Origin of the sequence: Bremerella volcania, assembly GCF_007748115.1 — a bacterium.
Taxonomy (GTDB): domain Bacteria; phylum Planctomycetota; class Planctomycetia; order Pirellulales; family Pirellulaceae; genus Bremerella; species Bremerella volcania.
The window spans coordinates 1,249,871-1,268,995 of the sequence record NZ_CP036289.1; the positions used below are offsets into that span (position 1 = coordinate 1,249,871).

The window sequence follows — 19,125 nt, forward strand, 5'->3', positions numbered from 1 at the left end:
TTGGTCACCTACCAGGGGCTGACGCCCCTGGCTATTATCTGTCGCCCCGTTGGGGCTTGGAACGCATGCCCACGCGAACGCGGGTATGACACCCGGAAGCGTGATGCTTCGTCGGGTGTACGTGCAATTTAGAGGACTAGCGCTTCAGTGAGATAGTGCGCGCGGAAAAAATTTTTTGGCACTTCGTTGGGTAGAGGAAACTGCCCTTGCTTCGGCCGAGTCAGTCCCCATACTTTTGCTGCAGGCCAAACGGATGGAGCTGTGAACACGCGTTTACATTTTGAGTGTTTCGATGGGAAAATCTGGGGAGCTGACCTACTTACGCGACTTGGACGAGAAGGGGAAGGTTCGTCTGGCGAACAAGCCGTTTTCGGTCGACTACCAGGGACGGCATCTGTGCGACATCGGCATGATGCGGAACCTGCTGCCTGATCCGCCGGCGCGTTTGCTCGACCTGGGCTGCGGTACTGGATGGACCTCCTGTTTTTTCGCGATGATGGGATACGAAGTGGTTGGCCAGGATATCGCTCCGGACATGATCAAGGCCGCGACGGCGAACAAGCAGCGGTTTCATGCGGACTCGGCCAGCTTCATCGTCAGCGATTACGAGTCGCTCGACTTTCGCGACGAGTTCGATGCGGCCTGTTTCTACGATTCACTGCACCATGCCGAAGATGAACGCCTGGCGCTGGCGGCCGTCTTTCGTGCTTTGAAACCTGGAGGCGTTCTGGTGACGCATGAGCCTGGCAAGGGGCACGCGGCGGCTGAGATCTCGATTCAAGCGGTCGAAAGATATGGCGTGACCGAGAAAGACATGCCAGCGTGGTACATCATCCGTCTGGCGAGTGAAATTGGTTTTTCGTCGGTGCAGCACTTTCCGTTTGCAAACGAGGTCGTGCAAAGCATGGGGCGTCAGAAAACACGCCCCTTAGCGACCGGCCGAGGATGGCTGGGGAAGGTTCAGCGCGGCGTGGGGGATGCCTGGCGGCGGATGCGCATGAAACGACGTATCGGGCGATTGATCGACAATTCGATCGAAGCTGGCGGAATTACCTTGCTGATCAAGTGAACTGGCGGCCTGGTTTCGGGGGAAAACTTCTCGAAAATTAACCCAGGTGACCCGATTTCCCCGCGTTTTCTATACGCACTCGCCTAGGACGATTTCGCGATAGGGTTGATAATGCCGTTCATGGATGCCCCTTCCAATCCGTACCAGTCGCCTGCCGGCGGAGCCGCTGCCGAAACGATCCCCGATCGTCTCGCTAGCGATCCGTCTTTCTGGGCGACGACCTCGACGCAGTTCTTTGGCGCGTTCAACGACAACATCTTCAAACAACTCCTGCTTCTGGTTGCCGTGAACCAGGCCCTGCAGGGGAGTGGCGAGGCCGACTACCAGGGACTGGCCATGGTGGTCTTCGCGGCCCCGTTTGTGCTGTTTGCCGGGCCGACCGGCTTTTTGGCCGACAAGTACAGCAAGACGTCGATCATTCGTATCTCGAAGGTGCTTGAGATCGTGGCCATGGCCTTGGGGGTCGCGGCCTTCTTCTGGTACGACCAACTGGGGATGGCCGGGCTGATGCTGGTGCTGGCGTTCATGGGCTTTCAAAGCACGCTGTTCGCGCCGGCCAAGTATGGGATTCTGCCGGAGTTGTTTCATGGGCGTGATCTGCCGAAGGTGAACGGCGTATTCCTGATGACCACCTTCCTGGCGATCATCTTTGGAACGGTGCTCGCCGGCATCCTGCGGGACTCGCTGCCAGGCAACTTGTGGATTGCTTCGCTGGTGTGCGTGGCGGTGGCGGTGGTGGGGACATTGACGACGATTCCCATTCGCCGCACGAGCCAAGCGACGCCAGAGGCAAAGTTCACCATGCAGGCGATCGGCATTCCGAAGAAGACGCGCGAGCTGTTCATGCAGGATCACTCGATCTTGAAGGCGCTGCTCGCGTCGTGCATGTTCTGGCTCTGTGCCGGAATCGTGCAGCAGGCGGTCAACTCGCTCGGCAAAGTGCAGCTTGAACTGAGCGACACTGAAACCAGTTGGCTTGGCGGGGCGATTGGGTTGGGGATCGGAGTGGGCTGCATGCTGGCCGGTTTGCTATCGAGCGGCAAGATCGAGTTTCGCCTGGTGCAGATCGGCGCCTGGGGGATTCTATTGTGCCTGGCGTTGATGGCGACCCCCGGCGGCCAGCATGGGCACCTGCTCGGTTTGTGGGGAAGCTTGCCGGTATTGGTCTTACTGGGGATATTCACCGGGATGTTTTCGGTTCCGATTCAGGTTTACTTGCAGGCCAAGGCCCCCGAAGACCAGAAGGGCCAGGTCATTGCCGAGATGTCTCGCGCCAATTGGCTGGCCATCTTCCTGTCAGGGTTCTTGTATTCGGTCTTCGATCAGGTTCTGATCTGGGGAGACCTGTCACGCTGTTATTTGTTTGGATTCACCCTCATCATCATGCTTCCGGTGGCCCTGTTTTATCATCCGCAGTCGGAAGCATTGGAATCGGATAAGGATACTCAGTAATGCTCGGAGCATCTCTCGACATCGCGGCCTACATCGATCGCTTCAAGGCCGAACTCGACAAGCTGGATCAGGCTCAGATCAAGAAGTGGGCCGACCTGGTTTACGAGGCCTACGAGAACGGCAAGTTCGTCTACATCTTCGGCAACGGCGGCAGCGGCTGCAACGCTAGCCACATGGCCGAAGACTTCGGCAAAAGTTCCCTCCGCGAGAAAGACCTGGGAGACGAATCGCTTCGCCGGTTGAAGGTCCTCAGTTTGACCGACAACGCCGGCTGGATCATGGCCGTGGGGAACGACATCGGCTACGACCAGATCTTCCTGCAGCAGGTGATGAACTACGGTCAGGAAGGGGACGTCGTGCTGGCGATCAGCGGCAGCGGCAACAGCGACAACGTACTGAAGGCAGTCGACTGGGCTAATCGGCACGGGCTCAAAACGCTTGGCCTCACCGGCTACGGCGGAGGCAAGCTGCGCGACCTGGCCCACCACAGCTTTCACGTTCCGCTGGATGACATGGGGATGGTCGAAAGCATTCACCTAGCCATTTTTCACTGGGTATTGAACGACGTCTTTGCCCGCATCAACGATGAAGGCCGCTACGCGAAATGAAAGTCATCGGCGTCGAAATTGGTGGCACAAAGCTGCAAGCGACCCTGGCCGATGCGGACTCGCTCGAAGTGATTGGCTCGCTTCGCGAAACGATCGTGCCGGCCAAGGGTGCCGAGGGGATTCGTCACCAGTTGGAAGCGATGATTCGCTCGCTTCAGTCACAGTATGACGTCGATGCGATGGGAATCGGGTTCGGTGGTCCACTCGACGCGAAGACCGGGATCATCACCACGAGCCACCAGGTCGAAGGTTGGGATCAATTCCCGCTGGCTGATTGGTGTCGCGAGCGGTTTGGTCTTCCGACTGTCATCCGCAACGACTGCGATACGGCCGCGCTCGCCGAAGCGACCCTGGGTGCCGGCAAGGGGCGACAAAGCTCGTTCTACGTGACCGTCGGAAGCGGTATCGGGGGCGGGTACGTCGTCGATGGAAAGCTGATGGGGACCGGCCGGCCAGCGTTCGCCGAGATCGGTCATCTGCGTCCCGGCGTGCTGCATTCGGAAGCGACAAATACGGTTGAAGCCGAGTCGTCCGGTTTTGGCATCATGGCCGAAGTTCGCCACATCCTGCAAGGCATCGCTTCTGAGGAGCAGGCAGATGACTACTGGGAACTGGTCAACTGCTGCGACGGCAACATCGATGTCCTGACCACCAAGAACATCGCTGACGCCGCCACCAATGGAAACGGTATTGCGTGCGCGGTCCTGCACGATGCGGTTGAAACGCTCGGCTGGGCGATCGCTCAGATGATCACGCTGATGGCGCCGGAGGTCGTCGTGATTGGCGGCGGTGTTTCGCTGATGCCGGAGAAGCTGTTTCTGACGCCGCTGAAAGAAAACGTCGCAACCTATGTCTTCCCGCCGCTGGCCAAAAGCTACGAGATCGTCCGGGCGGATCTCGGGGAAGCGGTGGTCGTGCAAGGGGCACTACTCTTGGCGAAGCAGTCATTAGCGTAACTCTTGGCTTGTTGAGGGGACATTTATGGGGCAAGAATTCTGTGTTGAGTGCGATCATGAATTTGATCTCCGTACCCATCCCCCACATACACCTTGTCCAAATTGCGGTAACACTCGGAGAAAACGAATAATCTCACTTAGTCCCATCGAAATTGCGCTAGAGGTTGTGCCTGCAACGCTCAATATTCGGCCCCCGACAGGGTCACTGACTGTACTTTTCGACTTCCTGGAACTGGGGAACGCTGACAACGAAGGACAAGTGATAAGAGCTGTTGCCCCGGCGTGGTGGAAATTGCTTGACTACCTGAAAGAGAACCCAGATCGCGTTTTTGAACTTCCCCCGAGAAAGTTCGAGGAGTTAGTTGCTGGGGCATATCAATCTGAAGGATGGATTGTAAAGCTTACTCCCCGTAGTGGAGACAACGGAATTGATGTAATCGCGGAGAAGCCTGGGGTGTTCAAATTTCGTATTCATGACCAAGCAAAACTCTATAAACCGGGAAGAGTTGTCACGGCAGAAGAGGTGAGGGCACTTCTGCACACGATTCATCCTGCTGGTCTAAATAAAGGTGCAAGTATGGGAGTGGTTACAACTTCTTCTTCCTTTGCCCCAAGAATTGAGAAAGATCCATCGATCGCCGGATACATGCCACATCATCTAACGTTGATTGATGGAGAAAAACTTTTCGATCGTCTGGATGAAATATCAAAGACTAAGGAACAACTCTAGAAGTGTGATTCACTTCGAATACTTCCCGCGAAACTCGGGTAGCGGGTAGTCCACGATTGGCAGGTCCAGCCGGGCCAGTTCTCTTAAGCGGTCGTAGCCGCGGCTGACCAGTTGTTCGCGCTGGCGAACGAATTCGGGATCGAGGTTGCGCTTGTCGAAGTCGCCGGGGCACTCGACCGGGGTGAACTTCTCATGCACGATGAACTGGGCCAGGGCCGGGTTGCAGCGGGTATGGCGTTCGGGCGTGGTGTGCAGGACTTCGGGATCGAGCATGCCGATTACGTAGCGGAGGTAGAGGTCGCTTTCAAAGAGGCGTTCGACCGGCTGACCGCACACGTCACACAGATAACCTTCGTCGCACTTGGCCATCGCTCAGCTTACCACTTGAAGAATTCAAGGCCGGGGATCTCGCTCGGGCAGATACCATGGATTGCCTGAACCAGCAGGTCGCTCGCTTCGTCGCGGGTTACCGGCTTCTGCAGCGAACCACCACGCTCGGCATCGGGGACGTCGACTTGCAGGTAGTTCTCTTCCCACATGAATTGCAGGATCTGGCCATTCTCGCAGAAAACGCCCAGGAACGATCCATGCTCCGGCGAGAGGGTCTGCCACCTGTTCAGGATGTCGGCTTCCTGGCCATCGATGGGCGCGTTGGATTCAACGCCATCATGGCTGGCACTGTCGAAGTAGAAGTATTTCATCCAGGAACCTTGGGAAGTCGAAAACGAAGCGAGAAGGGTAGCCTAACCAGCAGTCGGATTGGGTTCAACCGGGAAGCTGAATACAAAAAGAGGTACACCATCGGCGAGAGTGGTGTACCTGGGTGATCGTAACGGTGCGCCGGTTTTCCGTCATCCATAATTTCGACCGGCACGTCGGAAACGGTCGTAGCGACTACTTTCCCTTATTGGTGTTCAGCTTCTGCGAAAGTTCTTCCACCGCGGCCTGAAGCTTGGGACGTCCCACGATGTTGGTATCCTCTTGCGGGTCCTTTTCGTGGTCGTACAGCATCTTGGCGTTTAGGTCTTTCTGCTTCGCCGAGTACTCGGTGTAGCGGTACTTGTCGGTGCGGATCGTATCGCCAGGTCCGAAGCGGCCGATGGCAAAGGGTTTGCCGGCGGCGGTGGGGTCTTCCAGCAGCGGCACGAAGCTTTGCCCTTGGCAGTGCTCCGGCGTTTCGAGCCCGCATAGCTGGCACAGCGAAGGGTAGATGTCGATGAACTCGGTCAAGGCGGCGGTCTTCTGGCCGGCATACTTTCCGGGGACCTTCACAATCAGGGGAGCGTGCATCGACGTCTCGAAGCAGGAATGCTTGCACCAGAGGGTATGCTCGCCCAGGTTCCAGCCATGATCGCCCCAGAGGACAACGATCGTGTTGTCGGCCAGTTCCAGGCGGTCGAGTTCATCCAGCAGCTTGCCGATATTGGCATCGGTGAAGCTCACGCACGCGTAGTAGCCGCGGATCATGTTCAGCGCGGTTTCGTCGCTCACGGGGCCCTTTGGGGGAATGCCAGCGTAAGCGCGGAGTTCGCCCGAGTTATGAATGGCAACGTCAGGAGCGTTCTGCGGACGGTGATACGTTTCCGGCAAGGCAATCGTGTTGGGATCGTACAGGTCCCAGTACTTCTGCGGCGCGACGAAAGGAAGATGCGGTTTGAAGAAGCCGACCGCCAGGAAGAACGGTTCGTCCTTCTCCTTCAGCCGGCGAAGGTCTTCGATCGTCTTGTTGGCCAACTTGCCGTCGGCGTAAAAGTCATCCTTCACGTCGGCTGACTCGTAGGCAGGTCCACGGCCTTTCGGCGTGGTCTTCGACGCGGCGATGCTCTCAGGCAACTTGTAAGTCGGAGCCTTGGGTCGCCATGGCGATTCGCTCCATCCCTTCGCGTTGTCGCTCGGGTGATGAAATACCTTGCCGTTGGAGATCGTCGTGTACCCGGCTTTTTTGAAGTGGGTATTCAACGTGGTGATGTTGGGTACCTCCTCTTCGGCCGAGGCGAGATGGGTCACAAATCGTTTGGGGGCCGGTCGAATGCTGGTCATCAACGCTGCCCGCGAAGCTCCGCAGGTAGGAACCATGCAGTAAGCACGCTCGAAGACCGTTCCCTGGGACGCCAGGCGATCGATGTTCGGCGAATGAATGTGCGGCTTGCCGTAACAGCCCAACTCGGGACGAAGGTCATCGACCGCGATGAACAGCACGTTCGGGCGGTTGGCTGCTTGAAGTGACGTAATGCAGAAGAGTGACAGCAGAAGGGGAAAAAGCACGCGATGCATGGGAGGGGGATTCCGTTAAGAGGTCAAGAGTTGCCGCGAGTGATGACTTGTCTCTCGTTCTTTCCATGTCAGGTGTAAGTTTGCAACTTTTCTGGAAAGAATTGTGGCGAATTGTTTAGTGTCGATCAGAGTTTTTATAACAACGCACCCGTGAATTGTACATGTAAATTAGTAAGGCATGTATGAATAAAGTTTCATTGGGGCATTTCGTTCTCGTTGCTATTCTGAAGAAATCGCTTGGCGCGGTAAGCGAGATTAAAGGACAGGTCAGCCTCCTTGTCTATCTCTTATCTTCACTTTCTCGCCGCTGATCGAAAAGCCGTCCATTCGGCTTGTTTTCCTTTTTAACTTTTTCCACTTGGGACTTATTACCAGTCCTAATGAAACACGTGCTAAGCGCCTCATAACTTAGCCGTGGATGTGCCTCCTCTTTTCCCAAAGGTTTCAAATCATGTGCAAAGCCTCTAGCAGCTTAATGGGACGTCTTGATCGACGTGGTTTTACTCTGGTCGAACTATTGGTAGTGATCGCCATCATCGGCGTTCTGATCGCTTTGCTTTTGCCGGCCGTTCAGCAAGCCCGCGAGGCAGCTCGCCGCATGCAATGCACCAACCAGCAAAAGCAACTCGCCTTGGCGATGCACAATCATCACGATACCTACGGAAAGTTGCCTGCTGGTAGCTACAACAATGCCGCTTGGGGACGCGACTCCTACTCGTGGTACTGCTATATCCTGCCGTTCATCGAAGAAAACGCGATGTACGAAGAACTGAACCTGACCCAAAAGATTAACGGTGGTTCTTCGGTTCGCAGCTACGCTCGGATGCAGTTGTTGGATGCAATGCTTTGTCCTTCGGACGATTCCAAGATCCAAGAACAAGGATCCGATGACTGGCAAAGTGCACTGCACAACTATGTCGTTTGTTATGGCGACTCGAACTTCAACTCCGGTACTCCTTGGAACGTGGTCGACGGCTATGCCGGCAAGGCTGGGATGTTCGTTCCTGAAAAGGCCGCCGGTCTGCGTGACTGTACCGATGGTCTTTCCAACACGCTGTTGTTCTCGGAAATCATTACTCCATCGGAAGAAGATTACTGGAGCAGCATCGGTCGTACTCAGGTCGCCATGGGTGCCGGTTTCACGACTTACTTGACCCCCAACGCCGATGCGAATGATCGTACCAACCGCTGTCACTTGAACCTGGGTGGTGCTTTGGGAGCGAAATGTACGGCGCATGCCGACTGGGACTGGGGAGCCAACGTGGTTGCTCCGCGTAGCTGGCATCCTGGCGGCGTGAATGTGGCCCTGACCGATGGTTCGGTCCGCTTCGTCGCCGAAACGGTCAATCTGACGGTGTGGCGTGGATTGGGTACTCGCAGTGGCGGTGAAGTACTGGCCGAATACTAATGGGCTTTGGGACTTCATTTCCAGCAATGTTTTTTAACGAACGGGAGATTCAGCATCATGGCGATCACCTCATCTCGCAGCCTGATGTGTTCAGCTTTATTGGTCCTCGTGGCACTGGTTGGGTGCAACAATGATGGAAAAATGTCGGTCGATGGCACTGCCACCTGGAACGGACAACCGATCCAGAAAGGCTACATCGAACTACAGCCGGTGGGCGAGGGTCACTTTGCCAGTGCCGAAATCGTCGATGGAAAGTTCACGCTGCAGACGACGCCTGGCAAACGGTTGGTGAAAGTGACCGCCGAGAAGAAAATTGGCGAAACGGCACCAACCGATCGCATTCCCGAATCGCAGCCAATCATGTTCCAGTTTGTACCGCCTAGGTTCAATTCAGAATCGACGCTGGAGATGGAAATCTCGGCTTCAAATCCGAATTTGGATGTGAGCCTGGAAGGGGACGAGCTTCAGCCCAAGAGCGGGCTGTCTGCTGAGGATCGCAAACGAATGAACTTGCAAGGGGGTGGGCGTCCGTAAGCGTTCACTGCTCGATAACCTTCAAGTTACGACTTCAAAGCGGGCACGAGAGAAACTCTCGGCCCGCTTTTTTCGTTGACTCACCGACCTGCTGATTTCAAAATGGGAGACCTCTTATCGCCCCGTTTCCCCCTGAAGAGAGCCCACCATGAAATCTACCTGGTTTGCCCCTTTGTTTCTGTTGCTGCTGACTGCGAATGCTTTCGCCCAAGGTAACTTGGATCCATTGCCCAACGTCCTGTTGATCGTGACCGACGACATGGGATACGGCGATATGAGCAGCCAGGGAGCCCAAGGCTTCAGCACGCCGAACCTGGATAAATTGGCAGGGCAGGGGACTCGGTTCACAAGCTTCTATGTCGCTCAGCCGGTGTGCACGGCCAGCCGCGCGGCTTTCCTGAGTGGCTGCTATCCCAACCGCGTGAGCCTGCAGGGAGCCCTGAATCACACCAGCAAGAACGGGATTCATCCGGACGAGTACCTGCTACCGGAGATGTTCAAAGACCTGGGCTATGCGACCGCGGGCATGGGCAAGTGGCACTTGGGAACGGTGATGGAGTTTTGGCCGACTCGTAACGGCTTCGACGAGTGGTTCGGCACGCCGTACTCCAACGACAACACGAAGTACCACCCGGTGCTGGCCGACGAGATGCCCCCGTTCCCACTGTACGAAGGAGAGACGGTCGTCGAACTGGATCCCGATCAAAGCCAGTTCACCAAGCGAATCACCGAGAAGGCCATTTCCTTCATCGAGCGCAATAAGGACCGACCCTTCTTTTTGTATCTCCCCCAGATCATGCCGCATGTGCCGATCTTTGCGTCGGAGCAGTTCAAGGGGAAGACCGAGCACGGTTTGTACGGGGACGTGATCGAAGAACTCGATTGGTCGGTCGGCGAACTGATGCGAACGCTCGATCGGTTGAAGCTGACTGACAATACGATCGTGATCTTCTTCAGCGATAACGGACCGTGGCCGAGCTATGGCGAACACGCCGGCGACGCAGGCCCATTCCGCGAAGGAAAGCTGACGACCTTCGAAGGGGGCGTGCGTGTACCATGCATCATGCGCTGGCCGGGGCATATCCCCGCCAATCGCGTGTGTGACGAACCGATCATGTCGATCGACCTCTTGCCCACGCTGACCAAGATCGTCGGCGGACAGATGCCGACCAAGAAGATCGACGGACTCGATATTTCCGAAGTGCTGACCACAAAGGACGGCAAGACACCGCACGAGGCTTACTTCTTCTTCGGCGGCACGGGGCTTCAGGCCGTCCGCAGTGGGAAGTGGAAACTCCACTTTCCGCATCCTTACATCACCGTGGCCGGCGAGCCTGGCAAAGGTGGTAAACCGTCGAACTGGGGCAAGAACCCAGCCCAGTCGATCACCCAAAGCGGCATCGAAGGGATCGCCAGCCGCCACGGAGGCCGTGTTGAGCATATCGAACTGAGCCTGTTCGATCTCGAGAGTGACCCAGGCGAAACCAAGAACCTGGCCAGCCAATACCCCGAGGTGGTCGAACGACTCTCGAAGCTGGCCGATCCGATCCGCCAGGATCTGGGGGACTCGCTTACCGGCGTCGAAGGAACTGGCGTGCGGGAAGCTGGCTGGGCGAAGTAACGCTTACGCCCAAGCAGCCCCTTCGAAGCAACATTGCCCCGTCAAATGCGGGGCAATGTGCGTGTTCGATCGATCGAAGCGAGCGTTACTTCTTCGCTTCGGCGAGGATCTTTTTTCCTTCTTCGGGGCTGATCTCACGGATGAAGATATTGCGCCAGCGAATCTCGCCGCCGTGCGTTTGCAGCATGATTGGGCCGGTGGCAGGCAGTGGCTTGCTGCGGTCCCAGTAGTTTTCCATCACGGCGCCGTCGACGACCAGTTTGTCGTTGAGCCAAACCCAGGTTACGTCGCCGACCTGGCGAATGCGGACTTCGTTCCACTCACCGAACGGGCGATCGGCCACGACCAGCGGATCGCGGCCTGGGGCATCCACGGCGTTGTTCCACAAGCTGCCGGAGCCCAGATGGCGTTTGATATGGGGCTGCTCAGGATTGAAAGGGGTGGTGATGTCCCAGATCTGAACCTGAGGGGTGCCACGCAGGTAGATCCCGCTATCGGCCTTGGGGACCGTTTTGTAATCGATCAACAATTCGATGTCGCCGAAGTCTTTTTCGGTGGTGGCATACGGGCCGTGGCCGTCGTTGACCAGTTCCCCATTTTCAACCGTCCAGTGGTCGGCGAATTCCGCACGCTGCTGCTTGTGGTTTTCTTCTTTCTTCTCGCCAGTCAGCTTGGCCGATTGGTGAGGGTTCAGACCGTACCAACCGGTAAGATCTTTGCCATTGAACAAGGCTTGGAAGCCTTCGGGCGGATCAACTTCCGCGGCATGGGCCGAAGCGACAATCATGGTTCCGGCGAGTGCCAGGACCAACAAGGATGCGCGATCGAACAGACGTTTCATGGTGTGCTCCAGAACAACGGTAGGGAGATTTGGTGAGGGCTCGTGGACGAGGGTGAAGCACAAGTATAGCCGAAAGAAAAGGGGAGTGGTGCCCCTTTCTTATGGGGGCAGCTGGAGCATTTCAACGGCATTCGGCGTTTTTGGGCTTACAGTCCCAGCACGTCGTTCATGTTGTACAGCCCCGGTTTTTTGCCGGCGGCGAACTTGGCCGCTTGCAGGGCTCCGGTGGCGTAGCAGTCGCGGTTGCTGGCTCGGACGGTCATTTCGATCGTTTCGCCGAGCAGGCCGAAGATGATGGTGTGTTCGCCGGGGTTGTCGCCGGTGCGGATCGCGTGGTAGGCGATTTCGTTGTGAGGGCGTGCACCGGGGCGACCTTCGCGGCCATGCACGAAATTGGTGATGCCCATCTTATTGGCGATCAGTTCACCGAACCGCAGGGCCGTACCGCTGGGGCTGTCTTCCTTGAAGCGGTGGTGACGCTCGAGGACCTCGACGTCGGCGCCGCCTGGGATGTCCTTGAGCGCTTCTGCGGCGATCTCGCACAGCTTCATGGTCAGGTTGACCGTCGTGCTCATGCTGGGTGCCCAGACGACCGGGATGACATTGGCGGCTTCGCGAATCTTGGCTTTGTGTTCTTCTTCCAGGCCGGTGGTTGCCATTACCAGGGCGGCTTTCGCGTCGACGGCCCGCTCGACGGCCGCATGCGCGCCGGCCGGAACGGAGAAGTCGATGATCGCGTCGTACTGGGCCGTCGTTTCCTCGACCAGGACGACGTCGAGCTCGCCAATACCGGCGACGATGCCGGCGTCTTGGCCGAACTTCGGATGGCCGCTGTATTCGAAGCAGGCCACGATATCGAGGTCCTTATCTTCATTTCCCAGGGCAACCAGGCGTTGCCCCATGCGGCCGGCGGCTCCATTGATGGCGATTCGTGTGACCATGACTTGTTACTTTCGTGGATATGGGTGCCATGTCCACGTGGGTGGGACATGCTCTCGCATCTTGTCCCCTCTCCCCTGCGGGGGCGAGGGTTAGGGCGAGGGGGTGAACTTTGTACCCGCTTCCCAACCCTCACCCTATCCCTCTCCCTTTGAAAGGGAGAGGGGACAAGACCGAGAACATGCCCACGCAGACGTGGGCATGGCACCCGAGATTGTTTTTGCGTTTACCCGTACAGCTGAATTGCCTGAACGATGTCGTCCATGTCGTTCTTCACGGCGACGGCTCGGTTGGCGAACGTGGCGCGTTTGACGCCGCGGCTGCCGAGCACCTTGTTGAACGTTTCCTGGTCGGTCGTGTGGTAGGCGACCGTGGCGTTAGGGTCTTTCAACTGGTGACCGGTCAGGACGCACACGACGCGGTCGCTGGGGGCGATGATTCCTTGCTCGCGAAGAATCTTCGCGCCGGCGACGCTCGCGGCACTGGCTGGTTCGCAGCCGATACCACCGGCACCGACCTGGCTCTTGGCGTCCATGATCTCTTGATCGGAAACCTGACGCACGACCCCGTCGCAGTCGTTTAGTGCCCGAAGGCACTTGTGCAAGTTGACCGGGCGGTTGATCTCGATGGCGCTGGCCAGCGTCGAAGCTTTCCGCTGTTCTTCGTCCATCTTCTTGTAGTAGTCGCCGATGGTCTCGCGCGGGTAATGGCCGTCGTTCCAGCGAACGTCGTGGTTGTTGTACAGCTGGTCGAGCGTATCGGCACCGCTGGCGTTGATGACGGCCAGGCGTGGGATGCGACTGATCAGGCCCAGTTCTTTCAGTTCGGCGAAGGCCTTACCAAAGGCGCTGCTGTTGCCGAGGTTACCGCCGGGGACAACGATCCAATCGGGCGGCTCCCACTGAAGCGCTTCCAGCACGCGGAACATGACCGACTTCTGACCTTCCAGGCGGAAGGGGTTCACGCTGTTGACCAGGTAGATGCCCATGTCTTTGCTGACTTCCTTGACGCGGGCCATCGCGTCGTCGAAGTCTCCAGCGATCTGCAGGGTCAGCGCGCCGTAGTCGAGGGCCTGGGATAGCTTGCCGTACGAGATCTTCCCACTGCCGATGAAGATGACGGCCTTCATCAGGCGGGTCACGCTACAGTACATGGCCAGCGAGGCACTGGTGTTGCCGGTCGAAGCACACGCGGCTCGCTTGGCACCCACCATGCGGGCATGCGTGAACGCGGCGGTCATGCCGTTGTCTTTGAAGCTGCCACTGGGGTTCATTCCTTCGTATTGCAGATGGAGCTTGCCGGGATCGAGCCCGACGAACTTGCCGACGTGGTCGGTCTGCTGCAGAAGCGTCTGTCCTTCGCCCAGCGTGACGATCTGCTCATCGGTGGCGTATGGGAACAGCGAACGGAATCGCCAGACGCCGCTGAAATTGAGCGGATTGGTTCGCTTGGCCCAGTTGGCTTCGATGTTCTTCCACGTTTTCGGGGGTGCGCAGCGATCCCAATCGTAGGCGATATCGAGCAAATCACCGCACTTAGGACAGGCAACGAGAACTTGGGATAAATCGTACGTCTGGCCGCACTCGGGCGAGATGCAGCGCTGAAAGGCAGCAGGAGTCGTGGTCACGCTTTGAATTGCTTATTGTCAAAGGGTTTCAGGTGGTCACGGGAGACGCGTCGCCGCGCCGCAGTTTGCCCGAATTGTTTGTGCTCCCTTGAGTTTAGAACACGGTAGCGATTCTACCGGAGGGGAGTGTCATTAGAAAAGAACGGTTCGGGGGGAAATAACCGTATTGGGCGCAGTCTAAGAGGCGCTCCCGGCACAAACGCAGGTCATATTGAGGCGACCAACTGCGGTATCATGATGAAAATGAGGGTTAAACCCACGCTAAATGCAACGATTAAGAGTTTGCTGGATTTCCACGTCGATACACGAGCCTTGGCGGAAGACTCTTCATGGAGGGTTTCCTGCAAGCGATCCGAAAGGATTGCCAGAAGCAAGGTCGTACCGACAAAAACGATCGCGAATTGCAACATTTCAGAGAGTTCCCACGTAAGCGGACTCGAATCGAGAGAGCATTTGCTTGCCCGTCTCAATGCAATCAGCGCGCCCACTGCAGATTTCTTTTTTTCAAAGCGAAAACTGGAGGAGGCAGGCAGAATTGGTGACCAACTGCACGCAGAGTCTGTGCAACAATCGAACAGGTTTCATGGCGCCAACGACATCGAGGTGGTTTGAACACGATCAAGGCCGTCGCAAATTGCGATCGTGGTATCACATTGAGTGAGAAACGTTTGATGCAAGATCAGAGGGCGCCAATTAAAGGGACGCGATGATCCACGGCAACGTGGCGCAAAGCAGCGTGATGATGCCGCCGACGGCGGCCAGAGCGATTCGCGTGGTGGTCTTGGAGAAAGGCTCTCCATTCGGGGAGCGCGGAGGAACAAAGAGCTCACGAACTGCGTTGCCTACAATCGCCAAAAGAATGGCTAAGGCTACCGTAATCAATATCAGGTGAAGCATGGCCAGCGCACTCCAGACCGAATATCTCGCGATCCTGGCGTCATTCCATTAACCCCCACTTTTGGCGAGTGTCCATTTTGCGCTTTTTGCGAGTTAGAGTGCAATCCAAAAAAATTGCTTAACCCGGAAATTGATGGGATTAAGTTTGACCGTTTCCTAACATAAGCCCTAAACTAAAAATTCTGCACATTGCCCAGGCAATTTTGGCAATGTGGGGCCCAAAATCACGAGGCAAGTCATGGGAAATACACGCAGTAGCAAAGGAGCTTACTCGAAGAGCGAGGCCGAGCCCTATCTGGAAAAGCTAAAGCTATTGCGAGCGCGGATGGTCGGCGATACGAACTATCTCGCGGATTCTGCTCTGAAACGCACGCGAAGCGACGCGGCCGGCGATCTCTCGAAAATGCCCATTCACATGGCGGATATCGGGTCGGACAATTACGAGCAAGAGTTCTCTTTAAATCTCTTGGCGGCCGAGCAGGTAACCTTGGCGGAGATCGATTCTGCCCTGGCCAGAATTGAATCAGGCGAGTATGGTGCTTGCGTCGAGTGTGGACAACGCATCAAAAAGTCGCGACTCAATGCCATCCCCTTCACCCACTACTGTATCGACTGTGCCAGCGCGCGAGACCAAGAAAGCCGCGGATAGCCTGGGTGCTGTTCCCTTCAGCCGTTACGTACTTTTCTTTACGTTGGCCATCGTGGGATGTGGTATCGACCTGTGGAGCAAGTGGGCTGTGTTCGCCTGGCTCGGCATGCCCGGCCAGAATCGCTATTACTGGTTCATCGAACCCTACGTCGGATTTCAAACATCCCTTAATGAGGGAGCGCTATTTGGACTAGGGCAAGGGTACACTCCGGTATTTGCCGTGTTCTCCGTCGTCGCTGCGTTGGGCATTTTGTTCTGGCTATTCGTGGCCAAAGCCGCCCATGACGCGATCCTGACGACCGCGCTGGGGCTGATCACCGGCGGCATCTTTGGCAACCTGTACGATCGCCTGGGGATCTGGGGACAGCCAGCAGTGCGTGACTTCATTCTCTTCCGCTACAACGACCATTACGTTTGGCCAAACTTCAATATCGCGGATGCTCTGTTGGTGTGCGGCGCGATCTTGATGCTGTGGCACTCCGTATTCGTTAGTACTGCATCTAAAAACGACGCTGCCCCTAGCGATCCTACCTAGTCGCAAGGTGGGCATCTTCCCGTTATCGGAACTTCTGGGCGAGATAACCTTTCGTCGGCTCGCCCGGAATCGGTGCGTCTGAGAAGTGCTGTTGAAATAGTTGCCATAATGTCAGATCGATGGCCATTAATGCGGCCACAGGGGGGCTTGCCTGACATTTGAACAGGGGGAAGCGCTAAGAATTCGAATGAAAATCCTCCGTTAATCTATCTTTTCTATTGAAACCCCTATGATTTGGGTGTAACTTTCATTTTTACCGCATGTGGGGTGTAAGTAATAAGATCAGCGAAGTGATGAAATTTGCATTTCGGGGCTTGTTTGCCTCTGCCAGTTGCACATCCTTGGTTGTGACCTTCTCGTCATCTGAGTTGCTTGTGGGGAAGGCGAACTCAGAGCACGTCGCGTCGCGTTAGTTCGTTGGTTATCGGGGAAATTACGACGTCGCTGGTGAGATACGCATCGATGTAATCGAAACGAAATGTTACCGCGCGTCCGAACTAAAGTCGTTCCATCTTACAAGAGGGCAGTGGAATGAAACTTTCGCGAACCGTCGCCTATGCATTGCAAGCGACCATGCAGTTAGCCGTGTCCGATTCAGACACGCCAGTTCCATGCAGCCAGATTGCATCCAAAGGGGACATGCCAGAGCGGTTTTTGCTTCAAGTCCTACGCAGTTTGGTCAATCACGGGGTGCTGCGCAGCACGCGCGGCGTTGATGGGGGATACATGTTGATTCGATCCCCTGACGAGATTTCACTCCTTGACGTCATCGAGGCGATCGAAGGTCCTTTGGATTCAAAGCTGCCGCTTCCGGCAGCCCCAGAGGACTTCACCCAGCAGAACCTGCAAAAGGCTTTGCAAGAGGTCACCGCGACGGCACGCAAGCAGCTGGATTCGATCAAGATTTCACAGCTAATCCAGGCACCGGCTGCGGAAGCGGATGACGAAGTGTCGTCGGATGCTGACGTGTCGCTCACGCCATCGCACACGCGAGCATTGAGCGGAGCCATGCCAGAAGCAACAACACGCGCCCATTCGGCTTGATATAGCGTGTTAGTGGTTGACGGGCATGAACGTTCGGTGAAGCCGTTTCGGGGGCTTGTTCCCTGCGCCTAGCCGATCTATTCTCATGTCCATGAACAACTCACACAGCGATCTTGAAAAGCGTTTGGAAACAGCACGCCGTCTGGCTCGTGTGGCCGGGAAAAGCACGTTGGAGCACTTCCAACGTGCTGATCTTTCTTTCGAAAAGAAGGAAGATGCTTCCCCGGTTACCGTTGCCGACCAGAATGCGGAAAAGATTATCCGTAAAGGCCTTAAGGACGAATTCCCCGACGATGGAATCATTGGCGAGGAGTTCGGTAGCGAAGAAGGCTCGACCGGATACAACTGGATCGTCGATCCGATCGACGGTACCAAGGCTTTTATCGCCGGCGTGCCCCTTTTCGGAACCATGATCGGGGTCGAAAAGGACGGAAAGTCTCGCCTGGGGGTCGTTTACATTCCCGGGCTCGACGAAATGATCTCGGCCTCGGAAGGTCAGGGAGCGTGGTACGAACGCCCGCACCACGACCCCATTCGTGCTCAGGTCAACAAGACTCCCAAGCTGGCCGACGGGGTGATGGTGACCAGCCAGGTAAGCACTTTCAACAAACGAAATGCGACCCAGGGCTTCCTAGAGCTTGAGGAAAGGTCTTTTGTGACCAGGACTTGGGGCGATTGCTACGGCTACATGCTCGTCGCCACCGGGCGTGCGGTCTGCATGATCGACCCGATGATGAGCATCTGGGACGCAGCCGCTTTGCAGCCAATCATGGAGGAAGCTGGCGGGACGTTCACCAGCTGGACCGGCGAATCAACCATCTACAGCGGTGACGGGATTGGGACCAACGGCCTGGTACTCGAGGAAATCCTGGAAGTTTGCCGTAAATATCCGATGCCGCAGTAGCAGCGGTTCATTTTTCTCAGCACCTTGCGGGCCGGGTCACATCTCGGTAAACTGGTCCGTTTCGTATCAAGCATTCGACGACCGTCTAGGAGTCGCTGGCAATGGCCAACGTGTGTGAAATTTGTGGCAAGGGCCACAGCATGGGCAATAAGGTTACCCTCCGTGGTAAGGCGAAGTACCTGGGCGGTGTCGGTACCAAGATCACGGGCATCACGCGTCGTAAGTTCAAGCCGAACTTGCAAACCGCCAAAGCCGTTATGCCCAATGGCGAACACAAGAAGCTGAAGGTTTGCACCCAGTGCATCCGTAGCGGCTACGTGAAGAAGGTCGTGCGTCATCGCCCCTTCAAGCTCCCTTCGGAAGAGCGCGGCCGCTAAGGCCAGCTTTGTCCTTACTCTTTTCCGGTCCCCTCGCCCCTGAGGGGAGAGGGTTAGGGTGAGGGGTTTCTCTTGTAGCTAACGCTGGAGAAGTTCGATGTCCTCGTTGACCCGAGAAGAAGTCGAAAAGGTTTCGCTGCTGGCACGTTTGCGTCTGTCGGAAGAAGAACTCTCGACGATGACCGAGCAAATGAGCCAGATCGTCAGCTACGTCGAGCTTCTTGAAGAAGTCAACACCGACGACGTCGAGCCGATGGCTCACGCGGTCGAACAGCACAATATCTTTGCCGAAGATGCCGAGCACGAGTCGCTGCCACGCGACGCTGCGTTGGCCAATGCCCCGAAGCGGGACGACGAGTGCTTCCGCGTTCCAGCCGTTTTGGGCGACTAGACAACGGTGCCGAAATCACGGTGCCTGAATCACGGTGCCTGAATCATGACCCTCGATATCGGTGTGCACCTCGGTGCTGCGTCTGATCGAATCGGTCACCTTCTCGTTTGGTAATCGCTCCAACTTCTCTGCTGGATTGCCCCTTACGACGGCTAGTCAACTACGGCGAATTCCGCCATCATAGGCATTGAATTTAGTCAACTTGTACATAATTCAATGACGATCTAATTCGGCTTGTCCGCACCACTGACGGAAAGAAAAGGCAAAAC

At 56.4% G+C, this 19,125-nt stretch carries 22 protein-coding genes; 15 read left to right on the forward strand and 7 right to left on the reverse strand.

All coding sequences use genetic code 11. The features are described from left to right. The first annotated feature begins 292 nt into the window (after positions 1 to 292). The 5 genes from Pan97_RS04925 to Pan97_RS04945 all read left to right on the forward strand — a co-directional run bounded on the left by Pan97_RS04925 (position 293) and on the right by Pan97_RS04945 (position 4,815). Positions 293 to 1,069, forward strand: coding sequence for a class I SAM-dependent methyltransferase (locus Pan97_RS04925; RefSeq protein WP_144971022.1), 777 nt, complete (start codon positions 293 to 295; stop codon positions 1,067 to 1,069). 111 nt (positions 1,070 to 1,180) lie between these two features. Then, a complete protein-coding gene (locus Pan97_RS04930) occupies positions 1,181 to 2,521 on the forward strand; it encodes an MFS transporter (RefSeq protein ID WP_144971023.1) in 1,341 nt (446 codons plus the stop codon). After that, positions 2,521 to 3,129, forward strand: coding sequence for an SIS domain-containing protein (locus Pan97_RS04935; protein ID WP_144971024.1), 609 nt, complete (start codon positions 2,521 to 2,523; stop codon positions 3,127 to 3,129). Before Pan97_RS04930 ends, Pan97_RS04935 begins: the two co-directional genes overlap by 1 nt. After that, positions 3,126 to 4,085, forward strand: a complete 960-nt coding sequence (locus Pan97_RS04940) for an ROK family protein (protein WP_144971025.1) — start codon at positions 3,126 to 3,128, stop codon at positions 4,083 to 4,085. Before Pan97_RS04935 ends, Pan97_RS04940 begins: the two co-directional genes overlap by 4 nt. Before the next feature lie 259 nt (positions 4,086 to 4,344). Beyond that, positions 4,345 to 4,815, forward strand: coding sequence for a restriction endonuclease (locus tag Pan97_RS04945; protein ID WP_165698615.1), 471 nt, complete (start codon positions 4,345 to 4,347; stop codon positions 4,813 to 4,815). 9 nt (positions 4,816 to 4,824) lie between these two features. Here the strand turns inward: Pan97_RS04945 and Pan97_RS04950 are convergent, their stop codons facing one another. From Pan97_RS04950 to Pan97_RS04960, 3 genes are all read right to left on the reverse strand, one after another. Further along, entirely contained in the window at positions 4,825 to 5,184 is a 360-nt protein-coding gene (locus Pan97_RS04950; protein ID WP_144971027.1) for a hypothetical protein, read from the reverse strand. An 8-nt stretch (positions 5,185 to 5,192) separates the two neighbouring features. Continuing rightward, positions 5,193 to 5,516: a hypothetical protein gene (locus Pan97_RS04955; RefSeq protein WP_144971028.1), complete on the reverse strand. Its 324-nt coding sequence runs from the start codon at positions 5,514 to 5,516 to the stop codon at positions 5,193 to 5,195. Between the two features lie 193 nt (positions 5,517 to 5,709). After that, positions 5,710 to 7,089 carry a sulfatase gene (locus tag Pan97_RS04960; RefSeq protein WP_144971029.1) on the reverse strand — a complete coding sequence of 460 codons (1,380 nt, stop codon included), beginning with the start codon at positions 7,087 to 7,089 and terminating at the stop codon, positions 5,710 to 5,712. Positions 7,090 to 7,540: 451 nt separating this feature from the next. Here Pan97_RS04960 and Pan97_RS04965 point away from each other — a divergent pair, with 451 nt between their 5' ends. The 3 genes from Pan97_RS04965 (at position 7,541) to Pan97_RS04975 (ending at position 10,652) form a co-directional block, all read left to right on the forward strand. Next, positions 7,541 to 8,497 (forward strand): DUF1559 domain-containing protein, encoded by a 957-nt coding sequence (locus tag Pan97_RS04965; protein ID WP_165698616.1) that lies wholly within the window; start codon positions 7,541 to 7,543, stop codon positions 8,495 to 8,497. Positions 8,498 to 8,638: 141 nt separating this feature from the next. Continuing rightward, complete coding sequence (locus Pan97_RS04970; protein WP_144971031.1) at positions 8,639 to 9,031, forward strand: hypothetical protein; 393 nt, start codon at positions 8,639 to 8,641, stop codon at positions 9,029 to 9,031. A 148-nt stretch (positions 9,032 to 9,179) separates the two neighbouring features. Further along, positions 9,180 to 10,652: a sulfatase family protein gene (locus Pan97_RS04975; RefSeq protein ID WP_144971032.1), complete on the forward strand. Its 1,473-nt coding sequence runs from the start codon at positions 9,180 to 9,182 to the stop codon at positions 10,650 to 10,652. 85 nt (positions 10,653 to 10,737) lie between these two features. Here the strand turns inward: Pan97_RS04975 and Pan97_RS04980 are convergent, their stop codons facing one another. The 3 genes from Pan97_RS04980 to thrC all read right to left on the reverse strand — a co-directional run bounded on the left by Pan97_RS04980 (position 10,738) and on the right by thrC (position 14,059). Further along, positions 10,738 to 11,493, reverse strand: coding sequence for a 3-keto-disaccharide hydrolase (locus tag Pan97_RS04980; RefSeq protein ID WP_144971033.1), 756 nt, complete (start codon positions 11,491 to 11,493; stop codon positions 10,738 to 10,740). A gap of 146 nt (positions 11,494 to 11,639) precedes the next feature. After that, positions 11,640 to 12,434: a 4-hydroxy-tetrahydrodipicolinate reductase gene (gene dapB / locus Pan97_RS04985; RefSeq protein ID WP_144971034.1), complete on the reverse strand. Its 795-nt coding sequence runs from the start codon at positions 12,432 to 12,434 to the stop codon at positions 11,640 to 11,642. 224 nt (positions 12,435 to 12,658) lie between these two features. Beyond that, positions 12,659 to 14,059 (reverse strand): threonine synthase, encoded by a 1,401-nt coding sequence (thrC, locus tag Pan97_RS04990; protein ID WP_174819539.1) that lies wholly within the window; start codon positions 14,057 to 14,059, stop codon positions 12,659 to 12,661. Between the two features lie 126 nt (positions 14,060 to 14,185). On the opposite strand from thrC, the gene Pan97_RS04995 reads away from it, so the two are divergent. After that, positions 14,186 to 14,671: a hypothetical protein gene (locus tag Pan97_RS04995; RefSeq protein ID WP_144971036.1), complete on the forward strand. Its 486-nt coding sequence runs from the start codon at positions 14,186 to 14,188 to the stop codon at positions 14,669 to 14,671. An 81-nt stretch (positions 14,672 to 14,752) separates the two neighbouring features. Here Pan97_RS04995 and Pan97_RS05000 read toward each other — a convergent pair whose 3' ends face one another. Beyond that, complete coding sequence (locus Pan97_RS05000) at positions 14,753 to 14,956, reverse strand: hypothetical protein (protein WP_144971037.1); 204 nt, start codon at positions 14,954 to 14,956, stop codon at positions 14,753 to 14,755. A 238-nt stretch (positions 14,957 to 15,194) separates the two neighbouring features. On the opposite strand from Pan97_RS05000, the gene Pan97_RS05005 reads away from it, so the two are divergent. The 6 genes from Pan97_RS05005 (at position 15,195) to gatC (ending at position 18,856) form a co-directional block, all read left to right on the forward strand. Next, entirely contained in the window at positions 15,195 to 15,605 is a 411-nt protein-coding gene (locus Pan97_RS05005) for a TraR/DksA family transcriptional regulator (RefSeq protein ID WP_144971038.1), read from the forward strand. Beyond that, positions 15,571 to 16,140, forward strand: a complete 570-nt coding sequence (lspA, locus tag Pan97_RS05010) for a signal peptidase II (RefSeq protein WP_165698617.1) — start codon at positions 15,571 to 15,573, stop codon at positions 16,138 to 16,140. Before Pan97_RS05005 ends, lspA begins: the two co-directional genes overlap by 35 nt. Positions 16,141 to 16,671: 531 nt before the next feature. Further along, positions 16,672 to 17,184 carry an RrF2 family transcriptional regulator gene (locus tag Pan97_RS05015; RefSeq protein WP_144971040.1) on the forward strand — a complete coding sequence of 171 codons (513 nt, stop codon included), beginning with the start codon at positions 16,672 to 16,674 and terminating at the stop codon, positions 17,182 to 17,184. Positions 17,185 to 17,269: 85 nt separating this feature from the next. Continuing rightward, the gene (gene hisN / locus Pan97_RS05020) at positions 17,270 to 18,088 is read left to right on the forward strand and encodes a histidinol-phosphatase (RefSeq protein WP_196782286.1); all 819 of its coding nucleotides are present in this window, start codon (positions 17,270 to 17,272) and stop codon (positions 18,086 to 18,088) included. Positions 18,089 to 18,189: 101 nt separating this feature from the next. Then, positions 18,190 to 18,465, forward strand: a complete 276-nt coding sequence (rpmB, locus tag Pan97_RS05025) for a 50S ribosomal protein L28 (protein WP_105333706.1) — start codon at positions 18,190 to 18,192, stop codon at positions 18,463 to 18,465. 97 nt (positions 18,466 to 18,562) lie between these two features. Next, positions 18,563 to 18,856: an Asp-tRNA(Asn)/Glu-tRNA(Gln) amidotransferase subunit GatC gene (gene gatC / locus Pan97_RS05030; RefSeq protein WP_144971041.1), complete on the forward strand. Its 294-nt coding sequence runs from the start codon at positions 18,563 to 18,565 to the stop codon at positions 18,854 to 18,856. The last annotated feature ends 269 nt before the right edge of the window (positions 18,857 to 19,125 follow it).

Excerpts from the sequence above, each read along its gene's own strand:
- Pan97_RS04925 (WP_144971022.1), top strand. The coding sequence starts at position 293 with ATGGGAAAATCTGGGGAGCTGACCTACTTACGCGACTTGGACGAGAAG.
- Pan97_RS04930 (WP_144971023.1), top strand. The coding sequence starts at position 1,181 with ATGCCGTTCATGGATGCCCCTTCCAATCCGTACCAGTCGCCTGCCGGC.
- Pan97_RS04935 (WP_144971024.1), top strand. The coding sequence starts at position 2,521 with ATGCTCGGAGCATCTCTCGACATCGCGGCCTACATCGATCGCTTCAAG.
- Pan97_RS04940 (WP_144971025.1), top strand. The coding sequence starts at position 3,126 with ATGAAAGTCATCGGCGTCGAAATTGGTGGCACAAAGCTGCAAGCGACC.
- Pan97_RS04950 (WP_144971027.1), bottom strand. The coding sequence starts at position 5,184 with ATGGCCAAGTGCGACGAAGGTTATCTGTGTGACGTGTGCGGTCAGCCG.
- Pan97_RS04955 (WP_144971028.1), bottom strand. The coding sequence starts at position 5,516 with ATGAAATACTTCTACTTCGACAGTGCCAGCCATGATGGCGTTGAATCC.
- Pan97_RS04960 (WP_144971029.1), bottom strand. The coding sequence starts at position 7,089 with ATGCATCGCGTGCTTTTTCCCCTTCTGCTGTCACTCTTCTGCATTACG.
- Pan97_RS04965 (WP_165698616.1), top strand. The coding sequence starts at position 7,541 with ATGTGCAAAGCCTCTAGCAGCTTAATGGGACGTCTTGATCGACGTGGT.
- Pan97_RS04970 (WP_144971031.1), top strand. The coding sequence starts at position 8,639 with ATGTCGGTCGATGGCACTGCCACCTGGAACGGACAACCGATCCAGAAA.
- Pan97_RS04975 (WP_144971032.1), top strand. The coding sequence starts at position 9,180 with ATGAAATCTACCTGGTTTGCCCCTTTGTTTCTGTTGCTGCTGACTGCG.
- Pan97_RS04980 (WP_144971033.1), bottom strand. The coding sequence starts at position 11,493 with ATGAAACGTCTGTTCGATCGCGCATCCTTGTTGGTCCTGGCACTCGCC.
- dapB (WP_144971034.1), bottom strand. The coding sequence starts at position 12,434 with ATGGTCACACGAATCGCCATCAATGGAGCCGCCGGCCGCATGGGGCAA.
- Pan97_RS05000 (WP_144971037.1), bottom strand. The coding sequence starts at position 14,956 with ATGCTTCACCTGATATTGATTACGGTAGCCTTAGCCATTCTTTTGGCG.
- Pan97_RS05005 (WP_144971038.1), top strand. The coding sequence starts at position 15,195 with ATGGGAAATACACGCAGTAGCAAAGGAGCTTACTCGAAGAGCGAGGCC.
- Pan97_RS05015 (WP_144971040.1), top strand. The coding sequence starts at position 16,672 with ATGAAACTTTCGCGAACCGTCGCCTATGCATTGCAAGCGACCATGCAG.
- hisN (WP_196782286.1), top strand. The coding sequence starts at position 17,270 with ATGTCCATGAACAACTCACACAGCGATCTTGAAAAGCGTTTGGAAACA.
- rpmB (WP_105333706.1), top strand. The coding sequence starts at position 18,190 with ATGGCCAACGTGTGTGAAATTTGTGGCAAGGGCCACAGCATGGGCAAT.
- gatC (WP_144971041.1), top strand. The coding sequence starts at position 18,563 with ATGTCCTCGTTGACCCGAGAAGAAGTCGAAAAGGTTTCGCTGCTGGCA.